Genomic DNA, 13,557 nt, shown 5'->3' with positions numbered 1-13,557 from the left:
GCCTCCCCTCCCCCCGAAGGTCCACCGGTCGCCAATGCCGCCCACCCTCGCCTCGCTCGTCCAGCACTCGGCGCTCAAACTCACCGTCCGAGCCGGTGAGGACCGCCTCGACACCCCGGTGCGCTGGGCGCACGTCAGCGAGCTCGCCGACCCCGTCCCCTACATGGAGGGCGGCGAGCTGCTGCTCACCACCGCGCTCACCCTCGACGCCGAGGACCCGGAGGCCATGCGCCGCTACGTCCGACGGCTGCTCGGCGCGGGCGTCGTCGGGCTCGGCTTCGCCGTCGGCGTCAACTACGAGGCGATCCCGCAGGGCCTCCTCGACGCCGCCCGCGAGGAGGCCCTGCCGCTCCTCGAAGTCCCGCGCCGCACCCCCTTCCTCGCCATCAGCAAGGCGGTGTCCGCGGCCATCGCCGCCGACCAGTACCGCGCCGTCACCGCCGGCTTCGAGGCCCAGCGCGAGCTGACCCGGGCCGCGCTCGCCGAGGGCCCCGACGCCGTCGTCGCCCGGCTCGCCGCGCACGTCGACGGCTGGGCCGCGCTCTACGACACCTCCGGCCGTGTCGTCGCCGTCTCGCCCGAGTGGGCCGCCCGCCGCGCCGCCCGGCTCACCGCCGACATCGAGCGCCTCCGCGAGCGCCCCGCGCCCGCCAGCGCCGTCGTCGGCGGCACCGACGACCGCGTCGAGCTCCAGTCCCTCGGCACCGGGCGCCGGGTCCGCGGCGCCCTCGCCGTGGGCACCGGGGCCCCGCTGGGCACGGCCGAGCGGTACGCCGTGCACTCGGCCATCGCCCTGCTCACCCTCACCACCGAACGCTCCCGCTCCCTCCAGGCAGCCGAACAGCGGCTCGGCGCGGCGGTGCTGCGGATGCTCCTCGCCGGGCAGCCCGACCACGCCCGCGCCGTCGCCGGCGACCTGTACGGCGGGCTGCTCGACGCGCCCTTCCGGCTGCTCATCGCCGAGCCCGCCACCGCCACAGCCACCGCCACAGCCACTGCCTCCGCTGCCGCCGAGCCGTCCGCCCCGGGCGAGTCGCCGCTGGCCGTGCTCGCCGAGTCCCTGGAGGCCGCCGCGGCCCGGGCCGGCGAGTCGGTCCTGACCGTGCCCGACGGCGAGGAGCGGCTGATCGTCCTCGCCGGGGACGGCGGCGCCGTCGTCACCGCCTGCGAGGGGTACGCCTCCCGCGAGGCCGAGGACGCCGGGATCGTCGTCGGGCTGTCCGCCCCGACCGGGCCCATCGCTGCCGCCGCGGCCTACAAGCAGGCCGAACAGGCGCTGTCGGTGGCCCGCCGCCGGGGCAGGGCGCTGGTCGAGCACGAGGAGCTGGCCGCCGGGTCCGTCCTGCCGCTGCTCGCCGACGACGCGGTGCGCGCCTTCGCCGACGGGCTGCTGCGCGCGCTGTACGAGCACGACGCGACCGGGCGCGGCGACCTCGTCGCCTCCCTGCGCGCCTGGCTCTCCCGGCACGGCCAGTGGGACGCGGCCGCCGCCGACCTGGGCGTCCACCGGCACACCCTGCGCTACCGGATGCGCCGCGTGGAGGAGATCCTCGGGCGCTCGCTCGACGACGCGGACGTCCGGATGGAGCTGTGGCTGGCGCTGAAGGCCACGGGGGACGGGACGGCGGGCGGGGCGGCGGGCGGGGCGGGGGCGTCGTCGGCCGGGAGCGGCCGGGGGGTCGGCCGAAGGGGCGGCCGAGAGGGTGAGTGAGGAGCCGTCCGAGGAACCGTCCGGGGAACAGTCCGAGGAACCGCCCGGGCGGTTCCCCGGGGTCGGTTCACCGCTCTGACCTGCCCGTTTCCGGGCAGAATCCATGGCGTTCGGTCCGATCGCCACCTAACCTCCTGCACATGACAACGCCCGCCGTCGATCCGGCACCCGAGCTCTCCTCTTCCTCCTCCGGCGCCGGTCACCCCCTGCCCGGTGCCGCCCCCGGCACGCGGCGGATACCCGTCGCCGTCTGGGCCGCGCTCGGGATCGTGTACGTCGTGTGGGGGTCCACGTACCTCGGGATCCGGATCGTCGTCGAGACCCTGCCGCCCTTCCTCTCCGCCGGCGCCCGCTTCGTCACCGCCGGGCTGCTGCTCGCCGGGATCATCGCCTGGCGCCAGGGGCCCGCCGCGCTCAAGGTCACGCCCCGGCAGCTCGGCTCCGCCGCCGGCGTCGGACTGCTGCTGATCCTCGGCGGCAACGGGCTCGTCGTGCTCGCCGAGACCTCCATCCCGTCCGGGCTCGCCGCGCTGCTCATCGCCGTCGTCCCCGCCTGGGTCGTGATCCTCAAGGCGCTCGCCGGGGACCGGCCGACCCGGGGCGGGCTCGCGGGCGTGCTGCTCGGGCTCGTCGGGCTCGGCGTGCTGACCCTGCCGGGGCTCAGCGGCGAGGTGCGGGTCGGCGGGGTCGTCCTCGTCGTCGCCGCGACGCTCTGCTGGTCGGTCGGCTCGTTCTCCTCGTCCCGGCTGCCGCTGCCCGGCAACCCGTTCACGGCCAGCGCGTACGAGATGGTCGCGGGCGGGCTCGCGGGGATCGGGGTGGGGCTGGTCCGGGGCGAGCGGCACGGGCTGGACCTGTCCGCCGTCTCCGGGCGCTCCTGGGGCGCCCTCGCGTACCTGATCGTCTTCGGTTCGCTGCTCGCCTTCACCGCGTACGCCTGGCTGCTCCAGGCCGCCCCGCTCTCGCTGGTCGCCACCTACGCGTACGTGAACCCCGTCGTCGCCGTCGCGCTCGGCGCGCTCGTCCTGGACGAGGCCCTGAGCTGGCCGATCGTGCTCGGCGGCCTGATCGTCGTGGGCGGGGTCTGCCTCATCGTCTCCACGGAGCGGCGGTCGAAGGGGTAGGCCGCCCCGCCCCGGTGACACGGCGTGGCCCGGGGCCAGTGCCCTCCGCCCCGGCTGCCCGCCGACCTGGCCGCCCGCCGACCTGGCTGCCTGGCCGCCCGGCCGCCCGTCGGGCCCGGCCGCCCGTCGGGCCCGGCCGCCCGTCGGGCCCGGCCGCCCGTCGGGCCCTGCCGCCCGCCGGGCCCGGCCGCCCGTCGGGCCCGGCCGTCCGTCGGGCCCGCCGCCCCGCCGCCCCCCCCGCTCCGCCTCGTTTCCCGTCCTGTCCGCCAAAGCGGACAGGATCCCCCGGCCATCACTCCGCCACGGACAAGCCCACGCGCGGCCCCTCGGCCCTAACGTGTCCCGAGAGCGATCGCTCGCACCCCCGATACGGAAAGGGCCGGGACGCTATGACGACCACCCACGGCTTCTGGCTCGCCGGCCGCGAGGCCACCGGCGAGGCCACCTTCGACGTCACGAACTCCTTCGACGGGCGTCTGGTCGGCAAGGTCAGCGTGCCCACCGAGGCCCAGGTCGAGGAGGCCGTCGCCGCCGCGCACGCCGTCGTCGACGAGTTCGCCGCCACCCCGGCGCACGTCCGCGCCGCCGCGCTCGACCACGTGTCGAAGCGGCTCGCCGAGCGCACCGAGGAGATCGCCCAGCTGATCTCCGCCGAGAACGGCAAGCCGATCAAGTGGGCACGCGGCGAGGTCGGCCGTGCCGTGTCGGTGTTCCGCTTCGCGGCCGAGGAGGCCCGTCGCTTCAACGGCGGCGAGGCCACCCGCCTCGACACCGAGGCCGGCGGCGTGGGGCGGCTCGCGCTGACCCGCCGTATCCCCAAGGGCGTCGTCCTCGGCATCGCGCCGTTCAACTTCCCGCTGAACCTGAGCGCCCACAAGGTCGCCCCGGCCATCGCCGTCGGCGCCCCGATCATCCTCAAGCCGGCTCCGTCGACGCCGATCTCCTCCCTGGTCCTGGGCGAGATCCTGGCCGAGACCGACCTGCCGGCCGGCTCCTGGTCGATCCTCACCGTGCCGAACGACCGGATGCCCGCCCTGGTCAAGGACGAGCGCCTCCCGGTCATCTCCTTCACCGGCTCCGACACCGTCGGCTACGCCATCCAGGAGTCCGTGCCGCACAAGCACTGCACCCTGGAGCTCGGCGGCAACGCCGCCGCCGTCGTGCTGCCCGACTGGTCCTCCGAGGCCGACCTGGACTGGGCGGCGGGCCGCATCGCCACCTTCTCCAACTACCAGGGCGGCCAGTCCTGCATCTCCGTGCAGCGCGTGATCGCCGACGCCTCCCTCTACGAGCGCCTGGTCCCGAAGATCGTCGCCGCCGTCGAGGCGCAGGTCACCGGTGACCCGGCGGACGACGCCACCGACGTCGGCCCGCTCGTCGACGAGAACGCCGCCAAGCGCGTCGAGGCCTGGGTGGACGAGGCCGTCGCGGCCGGCGCGAAGCTGCTCGCGGGCGGCAAGCGCGAGGGCGCGACCTACGCCCCGACCGTCCTCACCGAGCTCCCGGCCGACGTCACCCTGGCCCGCGCCGAGGTCTTCGGCCCGGTCCTGACCATCGCCAAGGCCGACGGCGAGGCCGAGGCGTTCGCCGCGGTCAACGACTCGGACTTCGGTCTCCAGGCGGGTGTCTTCACCCACGACCTGCAGGCCGCCTTCCGCGCCCACCGCGCCCTGGAGGTCGGCGGCGTGATCGTCGGCGACGTCCCGTCCTACCGCGCCGACCAGATGCCGTACGGCGGCGCCAAGCGCTCCGGCGTCGGCCGCGAGGGCGTCAAGTACGCGATGGACGACTACACGTACGAGCGGGTCCTGGTCCTCACGGGCCTGGCGCTGTAACCCGAACGTACGCGTCACGGACCGACGGCCGGAGCCCACTGTGCGGGGGCTCCGGCCGTCCCCGTTCCGCGTCCGCGGTCCGCCCGTACGGTCCGGCCGTCTTTCCGAACCCGCCGATATCGGGTACGACGGACAGACAGCCACTCAAGGCCCCCGACGAGCGGCGAGGTGAGCTCCTCATGTCCGCACCCACCCAGCGTCCGCCCAAGGTCTCCGAGCGCGAGGCACGGCAGGTCGCCGAGGCCGCGCGCCAGCAGGACTGGCACAAGCCGAGCTTCGCCAAGGAGCTCTTCCTGGGGCGCTTCCGCCTCGACCTGATCCATCCGCATCCGCTCCCCGCCGACGAGGACGTCCGGCGCGGCGAGGCGTTCCTGGCCAAGCTGCGGGAGTTCTGCGCCACCCGCGTGGACGGCGCCCGCATCGAGCGCGAGGCCCGGATCCCCGACGAGACGGTGACCGGGCTCAAGGAGCTCGGCGCGCTCGGCATGAAGATCGACCCCAGGTACGGCGGTCTCGGTCTCACGCAGCTGTACTACAACCGGGCGCTCGCCCTGGTCGGCTCGGTCAGTCCCGCGCTCGGCGCGCTGCTCTCCGCCCACCAGTCGATCGGGGTGCCGCAGCCGCTGAAGCTGTTCGGCACCCAGGAGCAGAAGGACGCCTTCCTGCCCCGGCTGGCCCGGGACGCGATCTCCGCCTTCCTGCTGACCGAGCCCGACGTCGGCTCCGACCCGGCGCGGCTCGCCACCACCGCCGTGCCCGACGGGGACGACGCGTACGTCCTCGACGGCGTGAAACTGTGGACCACCAACGGCGTCGTCGCCGACCTGCTCGTCGTGATGGCCCGGGTGCCCGCCTCCGAGGGCCACAAGGGCGGCATCACCGCCTTCGTCGTCGAGGCGGACTCGCCCGGCATCACCGTGGAGCACCGCAACGCGTTCATGGGGCTGCGCGGGCTGGAGAACGGCGTCACCCGCTTCCACCGGGTGCGGGTCCCCGCCGCGCACCGGATCGGGCCGGAGGGCGCCGGGCTGAAGATCGCCCTCACGACGCTGAACACCGGGCGGCTCTCGCTCCCCGCCGCCTGCGCGGGTGCCGGCAAGTGGTGCCTGAAGATCGCCCGCGAGTGGGCGGCGGAGCGGGAGCAGTGGGGCAAGCCGGTCGCCCGGCACGAGGCCGTCGGGACGAAGATCTCCTTCCTCGCCGCCACCGCCTTCGCGCTGGAGGCGGTCGTGGACCTGGCCTCGCAGATGGCCGACGAGGACCGCAACGACATCCGCATCGAGGCCGCCCTCGCCAAGCTGTACGGCTCCGAGATGGCCTGGCTGATGGCCGACGAGCTGGTCCAGATCCGCGGCGGCCGGGGGTACGAGACGGCCGGCTCGCTGGCCGCCCGGGGCGAGCGCGCGGTGCCCGCCGAGCAGCTCCTGCGCGACCTGCGGATCAACCGGATCTTCGAGGGCTCGACCGAGATCATGCACCTGCTGATCGCCCGCGAGGCCGTCGACGCCCACCTCGCCGTCGCCGGCGACATCATCGACCCCGACAAGAGCGTGGGCGACAAGGCGAAGGCGGGCGCCCGCGCGGGCGGCTTCTACGCCCGCTGGCTGCCGAAGCTCGTCGCCGGACCGGGGCAGCTGCCGGGCGCGTACGGGGAGTTCCGCGAGCTCGCGACGCACCTCAGGTTCGTCGAGCGGACCTCCCGCAAGCTGGCCCGCTCGACCTTCTACGCCATGTCCCGGTGGCAGGGGCGGATGGAGCTCAAGCAGGCCTTCCTCGGCCGGATCGTCGACATCGGCGCCGAGCTGTTCGCGATGAGCGCCGTCTGCGTGCGGGCCGAGCTGCTGCGGACCACCACGGACCACGGGCGCGAGGCGCACCAGCTCGCCGACGCGTTCTGCCGGCAGGCGCGGCTGCGGGTGGACGAGCTTTTCGGCCGACTCTGGGCCAACACCGACGACCTCGACGGCAGGGTCGTCGACGGCGTCCTCGCCGGCTCGTACACCTGGCTGGAGGAGGGCATCCTCGACCCGAGCGACGACGGGCCCTGGATCGCCGACGCCACGCCGGGGCCGTCGGCCGAGGAGAACGTGCACCGGAAGATCCCGTAGCACCGGTCCGCCTGCTCCCGCCCCGCGCGGAAGCCCGTCGTCCACTGGCCGAAACGGTCCGCCCCCCGTCCGCCCGCCACGGCAGACTGGGGGCCGTGACCGTCATAGACATCCCCGGTTCCAAGTCCGTCACCGCCCGCGCGCTCTTCCTCGCCGCCGCGGCCGAGGGCACCACCACGCTGCTGCGGCCGCTGCGCTCCGACGACACGGAGGGCTTCGCCGAGGGGCTGAAGGCCCTCGGCTACGCCGTCCGGCAGGAGCCCGGCGCCTGGCACATCGAGGGGCGGCCCGCCGGCCCCGGCGCGGAGGAGGCCGACGTGTACTGCCGCGACGGCGCCACCACCGCCCGCTTCCTGCCCGCCCTCGCCGCCGCCGGCCACGGCACCTTCCGCTTCGACGCCTCGCCCCAGATGCGCCGCCGCCCGCTCGGCCCGCTGACCACCGCCCTGCGCGAGCTCGGCGTGGAGCTGGCGCACGGCGAGCGCGAGGGGCACCACCCGCTCACCGTCACCGGCCGAGGCATCAAGGGCGGCGCGCTCCGCCTCGACGCCGGGCAGTCCTCCCAGTACCTGACCGCGCTGCTGATGCTCGGCCCGCTCACCGCCGACGGGCTCGCGATCACGGTGACGGACCTGGTCTCCGAGCCGTACGTGGAGATCACGCTGGCGATGATGCGGGCCTTCGGCGCCGAGATCGCCCGCGAGGACGGCCCCGAGGGCCGCACCTACACCGTCGCCCCCACCGGCTACCGGGCCACCACCTACGCCATCGAGCCCGACGCCTCCACCTCCAGCTACTTCTTCGCCGCCGCCGCGCTCACCCCGGGCGCCGAGGTCACCGTCCCCGGGCTCGGCGAAGGCGCCCTCCAGGGCGACCTCGGCTTCGTCGACGTGCTGCGCCGGATGGGGGCCGAGGTGACGGTCGCGGCGGACCGCACCACCGTCCGCAACACGGGCCCGCTGCGCGGCCTCACCGTCAACATGCGGGACATCTCGGACACCATGCCGACCCTCGCCGCGATCGCCCCCTTCGCCGACGGGCCGGTCCGCATCGAGGACGTCGCCAACACCCGGGTCAAGGAGTGCGACCGCCTCGACGCCTGCGCCGAGAACCTGCGCGCCCTCGGCGTCACCGTGGCGACCGGGCCCGACTGGATCGAGATCCACCCCGGCACCCCCGCCGGGCCCGTCGAGATCGCCACCCACGGCGACCACCGGATCGTCATGTCGTTCGCGGTCGCCGCGCTGCGCACGCCCGGCGTCACGTTCGACGACCCAGGCTGCGTACGGAAGACGTTCCCGGACTTCCACACCGTTTTCGAGGCGTTCGCCCGGGGGCTGTGAGGAGCCCACAGTCTTTGCGGCAAGAATGGGGGGCATGAGCGACCGCCCCTCTCCTCTCGCCGACCCGCACATCGCCTTCGACGTGTCCACCGGACGCCGCGACATCGTCGTGCTCGGCTCCACCGGGTCCATCGGCACCCAGGCCATCGACCTGGTCCTGCGCAACCCCGACCGGTTCCGGGTCACCGCCCTCGCCGCGTCCGGCGGCCGGATCGGGCTGCTCGCCGAGCAGGCGTTCCGGCTGCGGGCCGGCACGGTCGCGGTGGCCCGCGAGGAGGCGCTGCCCGAGCTGCGCGCGGCGCTGAAGGCGCTGTACGGCACGGAGCCGCTGCCCGAGCTCCTCGCGGGCCCCGACGCCGCCACGCGGCTCGCGGCCTCGCCGTGCCACACGGTGCTCAACGGCATCACCGGCTCCATCGGTCTGGCGCCCACGCTGGCCGCCCTGGAGGCCGGCCGGACCCTGGCGCTCGCCAACAAGGAGTCGCTGATCGTCGGCGGCCCGCTGGTGAAGGCGCTGGCGAAGCCGGGCCAGATCATCCCGGTCGACTCCGAGCACGCGGCGCTCTTCCAGGCGCTGGCCGCCGGCACCCGCGACGACGTCCGCAAGCTGGTCGTCACCGCCTCCGGCGGGCCCTTCCGGGGCCGGACCCGCGCCGAGCTGGAGGGCGTGACCCGCGAGGACGCGCTGGCCCACCCGACCTGGGCGATGGGCCCGGTGATCACGGTCAACAGCGCGACCCTGGTCAACAAGGGCCTGGAGGTCATCGAGGCCCACCTGCTCTACGACATCCCGTTCGACCGCATCGAGGTCGTCGTCCACCCCCAGTCGTACGTCCACTCGATGGTCGAGTTCACGGACGGCTCCACGCTCGCCCAGGCCACCCCGCCGGACATGGGCGGCCCCATCGCGATCGGCATCGGCTGGCCCGAGCGGGTCCCGGACGCGGCCCCCGCCTTCGACTGGACCAAGGCCTCCACCTGGGAGTTCTTCCCCCTCGACAACGAGGCCTTCCCCTCGGTGAACCTGGCCCGGCACGTCGGCGAGCTCGGCGGCACCGCCCCCGCCGTCTTCAACGCCGCCAACGAGGAGTGCGTGGACGCCTTCCTGGCCGGCCGGCTGCCGTTCAACGGAATCATGGATACCGTCACCCGAGTCGTCACCGAGCACGGCACCCCCGACCGGGGAACCCCGCTCACGGTGTCCGACGTCCTTGAAGCGGAGACCTGGGCCAGGGCCCGGGCCCGGGAACTCGCGGCGAAGGCAATCGCGGAGGCGCGCGCATGACCGTTTTCCTGTACGTACTCGGCCTGGTGCTGTTCGCCTTCGGCCTGCTCGTCTCCATCGCCTGGCACGAGCTCGGCCACCTCTCCACGGCCAAGCTCTTCGGCATCCGCGTGCCCCAGTACATGGTCGGCTTCGGCCCCACGATCTGGTCGCGCAAGAAGGGCGAGACCGAGTACGGCATCAAGGCGATCCCCGCGGGCGGCTACATCCGCATGATCGGCATGTTCCCGCCCGGCAAGGACGGGAAGATCGAGGCCCGCTCGACCTCCCCCTGGCGCTCCATGATCGAGGACGCCCGCGAGGCCTCCTTCGAGGAGCTCCAGCCCGGCGACGAGGACCGCCTCTTCTACACGCGCAAGCCGTGGAAGCGCGTCATCGTCATGTTCGCCGGGCCCTTCATGAACCTGGTCCTCGCCGTGCTGCTCTTCTTCGGCAGCGCCATGGCCATCGGCTTCGAGGCCCAGACCACCAAGGTCGCCGGCGTCCAGAAGTGCGTCATCCCGCAGTCCACCAAGCGCGAGGCCTGCCAGAGCGGCGACCCGGTCTCGCCCGCGTACGCCGCGGGACTGCGCCAGGGCGACAAGATCGTCGCCTTCAACGGCACCCCGGTCGAGGACTGGAACACCCTCTCCGACCACATCCGCGACACCATCGGCCCCGCCACCATCACCGTCCAGCGCGGCGACCAGCGGCTCGACCTCCACCCCACGCTCATCAAGAACGAGGTCTACAAGAAGGACGCCGACGGCCGGGTCGTCCAGCCGCTCCAGACCGTCCCCGCCGGCTACCTGGGCTTCGCCTCCAAGACCGAGGTCACCCCGCTCACCTTCGGCCAGTCCGTGACCCGCATGTCCGACCAGCTCCAGGCCGGCGTCGAGTCCGTGATCGCGCTGCCCGGCAAGATCCCCGCCCTCGCGGACGCCGCCTTCGGCGGCGGCGAGCGCGCCCAGGACTCCCCGGTCGGCGTCGTCGGCGCCGCCCGCATCAGCGGCGAGCTGATGACCCTGGAGGCGCCGCCGCAGACGATCCTGGTCTGGTTCATGAACCTGCTGGTCATGTTCAACGTGTCGCTGTTCCTGTTCAACATGCTCCCGCTGCTCCCGCTCGACGGCGGCCACATCGCCGGCGCCCTGTGGGAGTCCGTCCGCCGCAACGCCGCGCGGATCTTCAAGCGCCCCGACCCGGGCCCGTTCGACGTCGCCAAGCTGATGCCGGCGGCCTACGTGGTGGCGGGCGTGTTCGTCTGCTTCACCCTGCTCGTCCTCGTCGCCGACATCGTCAATCCGGTGAAGCTGACCTGAGCCGCCAGCGGCCGGATTCCGTACGGTGTCCGGCCGCCCGCCCGCGGGGCGGTAATCTCGAAGACCTGAGCCCGATGAACCACACCTTGGGGTTGTACAGCTGATGACCGCCATCTCTCTCGGAATGCCGTCCGTCCCGGCCAAGCTCGCTGAGCGGCGCAAGAGCCGCCAGATCCAGGTCGGATCGGTGGCCGTCGGCGGCGACGCCCCCGTGTCCGTGCAGTCGATGACCACCACCCGCACCTCGGACATCGGCGCCACGCTCCAGCAGATCGCCGAGCTCACCGCCTCCGGCTGCCAGATCGTCCGCGTGGCCTGCCCGACCCAGGACGACGCCGACGCCCTCGCGACCATCGCGAAGAAGTCGCAGATCCCCGTCATCGCCGACATCCACTTCCAGCCGAAGTACGTGTTCGCCGCGATCGACGCCGGCTGCGCCGCGGTCCGGGTCAACCCGGGGAACATCAAGCAGTTCGACGACAAGGTCAAGGAGATCGCCAAGGCGGCCGCCGAGACCCGCACCCCGATCCGCATCGGCGTGAACGCCGGCTCGCTCGACGCCCGCCTGCTCGCCAAGTACGGCAAGGCCACCCCCGAGGCGCTCGTCGAGTCCGCCCTCTGGGAGGCCTCCCTCTTCGAGGAGCACGGCTTCGGCGACATCAAGATCTCGGTCAAGCACAACGACCCGGTCGTCATGGTCAACGCCTACCGCCAGCTCGCCGCCGCCTGTGACTACCCGCTGCACCTCGGCGTCACCGAGGCCGGCCCCGCCTTCCAGGGCACCATCAAGTCCGCCGTCGCCTTCGGCGCGCTGCTCTCCGAGGGCATCGGCGACACCATCCGCGTCTCCCTCTCGGCCCCGCCGGTCGAGGAGGTCAAGGTCGGCAACCAGATCCTGGAGTCGCTGAACCTCAAGCCCCGCCGCCTGGAGATCGTCTCCTGCCCGTCCTGCGGACGGGCCCAGGTCGACGTCTACAAGCTGGCCGAGGAGGTCACCGCCGGCCTGGAGGGCATGGAGGTCCCGCTGCGCGTCGCCGTCATGGGCTGCGTCGTCAACGGCCCCGGCGAGGCCCGCGAGGCCGACCTGGGCGTCGCCTCCGGCAACGGCAAGGGCCAGATCTTCGTCAAGGGCGAGGTCATCAAGACCGTCCCCGAGTCGAAGATCGTGGAGACCCTCATCGAGGAGGCACTGAAGATCGCCGAGCAGATGGAGAAGGACGGCGTCGCCAGCGGCGAGCCGACCGTAGCCATCGGCGTCTGACCCCCGCGCGCCCGAAGCGGCGCGGGAAGCCGCCGCCGAAGCCCCTCCGCCCCTCCCGGGACGGAGGGGCTTCGCGCGCCCCGGGCGGCGGGGGACAGGGGTAAAGTGCGGAGACCAGCAGAAACCGCACGGTGAGGCCCCCTCGTGTTGACGCAGAATTCCACCCGGGTCCTCGAACCCGCCGACCTCGGCGCCGCGCTCGCCGTCCTGGACAGCGCCCCCGTCGAGAACGCCTTCGTGACCGCCCGCGTCCAGATGGCCGGGCTCGACCCCTGGCGCCTGGGCGGCGAGATGTGGGGCTGGTACGCCGACGGGCGGCTGCGCTCGCTCTGCTACTCCGGCGCCAACCTGGTCCCCATCTGCGCGACCCCCGAGGCCGTCCGCGCCTTCGCCGAGCGGGCCCGCCGGGTCGGCCGCCGCTGCTCCTCGATCGTCGGCCCCGCCGGGCCCACCGCCCGGCTCTGGGAGCTCCTGGAGCCCGGCTGGGGCCCCGCCCGCGACGTCCGCGCCCACCAGCCGCTGATGGTCGCCGACGGCCCCTCCGTCACCGTCGCCCCCGACCCGCTGGTCCGCCGGGTCCGCAAGGACGAGATGGAGGTGATCATGCCCGCCTGCGTGGCCATGTTCACCGAGGAGGTCGGCGTCTCCCCGATGGCCGGCGACGGCGGGCTCCTCTACCAGGCCCGGGTCGCCGAGCTGGTCGGCTCCGGCCGCTCCTTCGCCCGCATCGAGGACGGCAAGGTCGTCTTCAAGGCCGAGATCGGCGCCGCCACCCGCCAGGCCTGCCAGATCCAGGGCGTCTGGGTCGCCCCCGAGCACCGCGGCCGGGGCCTGTCCGAGACCGGCATGGCCGCCGTCCTCCAGTACGCGCTCGCCGACGTCGCGCCCCTCGTCAGCCTGTACGTGAACGACTACAACACCCCCGCCAGGGCCGCGTACCGCAGGGTCGGCTTCGACGAGGTCGGCGCCTTCATGAGCGTGCTGTTCTGAAGCGGGTTCGGAAGCCCCCGTACGGCTTGTAGGGTGCGGCGCATGGATGACACGAAGGTCGAGATCGGGCCCGTCAATCTCGCCGCGCGCGTGGACGAGGCGCTCGACGTGCAGGCCCGGGCCTTCGGGCTGGAGGCGGACGAGATCGCCGTGCGCCGCCACATCGTGCTGCGCCACCTGCTCAACCCCGGCGCCCGCGCGTACGGCGCGACCACCCCCGACGGGCGCCTGGCCGGCTTCGTGTACGGGATGCCCAACGACCGCGGCCACTGGTGGTCCACCATCGTCGAGCCCTGTCTGCGCGCCACCGGCAGCGAGGGCTGGCTGACCGACTCCTTCGTCATCACCGAGCTGCACGTCGACCCGGCCTTCCAGGGCCGGGGCATCGGCCGCGCGCTGATCACCACCATCACCGACGGCTCCGAGCTGCCCCGCTCCATCCTGTCGGCCATCGACACCGACAGCCCCGCCCGCGGCCTGTACGCCTCCCTCGGCTACCGGGACCTGGCGCGCCAGGTGCACTTCCCGAGCGCCCCCCGCCCGTACGCCGTGATGGGCGCTCCGCTGCCGCTCAGACGCGGGAACTGATTTCTCCGAGC

10 protein-coding genes are annotated in these 13,557 nt (G+C 73.7%); all 10 read left to right on the top strand.

The window, feature by feature from the left end; translation table 11 throughout:
* The first annotated feature begins 34 nt into the window (after nt 1-34).
* The 10 genes from ACZ6J5_RS30920 to ACZ6J5_RS30875 all read left to right on the top strand — a co-directional run bounded on the left by ACZ6J5_RS30920 (nt 35) and on the right by ACZ6J5_RS30875 (nt 13,546).
* Nucleotides 35-1,711, top strand: coding sequence for a PucR family transcriptional regulator (locus ACZ6J5_RS30920; RefSeq protein ID WP_469396982.1), 1,677 nt, complete (start codon nt 35-37; stop codon nt 1,709-1,711).
* A gap of 140 nt (nt 1,712-1,851) precedes the next feature.
* On the top strand, nt 1,852-2,835 hold the full coding sequence (locus ACZ6J5_RS30915) for an EamA family transporter (RefSeq protein WP_469396980.1): 984 nt from the start codon (nt 1,852-1,854) through the stop codon (nt 2,833-2,835).
* 389 nt (nt 2,836-3,224) lie between these two features.
* On the top strand, nt 3,225-4,670 hold the full coding sequence (locus ACZ6J5_RS30910) for an aldehyde dehydrogenase family protein (protein WP_469396979.1): 1,446 nt from the start codon (nt 3,225-3,227) through the stop codon (nt 4,668-4,670).
* A 179-nt stretch (nt 4,671-4,849) separates the two neighbouring features.
* Nucleotides 4,850-6,778 (top strand): acyl-CoA dehydrogenase family protein, encoded by a 1,929-nt coding sequence (locus tag ACZ6J5_RS30905; protein WP_469396977.1) that lies wholly within the window; start codon nt 4,850-4,852, stop codon nt 6,776-6,778.
* A 95-nt stretch (nt 6,779-6,873) separates the two neighbouring features.
* The gene (gene aroA / locus ACZ6J5_RS30900) at nt 6,874-8,121 is read left to right on the top strand and encodes a 3-phosphoshikimate 1-carboxyvinyltransferase (protein WP_469396975.1); all 1,248 of its coding nucleotides are present in this window, start codon (nt 6,874-6,876) and stop codon (nt 8,119-8,121) included.
* A gap of 34 nt (nt 8,122-8,155) precedes the next feature.
* Nucleotides 8,156-9,406 carry a 1-deoxy-D-xylulose-5-phosphate reductoisomerase gene (dxr, locus tag ACZ6J5_RS30895; RefSeq protein WP_469396973.1) on the top strand — a complete coding sequence of 417 codons (1,251 nt, stop codon included), beginning with the start codon at nt 8,156-8,158 and terminating at the stop codon, nt 9,404-9,406.
* On the top strand, nt 9,403-10,707 hold the full coding sequence (locus ACZ6J5_RS30890; protein WP_469396972.1) for a M50 family metallopeptidase: 1,305 nt from the start codon (nt 9,403-9,405) through the stop codon (nt 10,705-10,707). The genes dxr and ACZ6J5_RS30890 overlap by 4 nt, the downstream gene beginning before the upstream one ends.
* 103 nt (nt 10,708-10,810) lie before the next feature.
* Complete coding sequence (ispG, locus tag ACZ6J5_RS30885) at nt 10,811-11,968, top strand: flavodoxin-dependent (E)-4-hydroxy-3-methylbut-2-enyl-diphosphate synthase (RefSeq protein WP_469396970.1); 1,158 nt, start codon at nt 10,811-10,813, stop codon at nt 11,966-11,968.
* A gap of 144 nt (nt 11,969-12,112) precedes the next feature.
* Entirely contained in the window at nt 12,113-12,958 is an 846-nt protein-coding gene (locus ACZ6J5_RS30880) for a GNAT family N-acetyltransferase (RefSeq protein WP_469396969.1), read from the top strand.
* A 42-nt stretch (nt 12,959-13,000) separates the two neighbouring features.
* Nucleotides 13,001-13,546 carry a GNAT family N-acetyltransferase gene (locus ACZ6J5_RS30875; protein ID WP_469396968.1) on the top strand — a complete coding sequence of 182 codons (546 nt, stop codon included), beginning with the start codon at nt 13,001-13,003 and terminating at the stop codon, nt 13,544-13,546.
* The last annotated feature ends 11 nt before the right edge of the window (nt 13,547-13,557 follow it).

This window comes from Streptomyces sp. NPDC042100 (assembly GCF_055582325.1).
The sequence above is the reverse complement of the archived record's forward strand: the minus strand, read 5'-3'. Positions and strand labels throughout refer to the sequence as shown.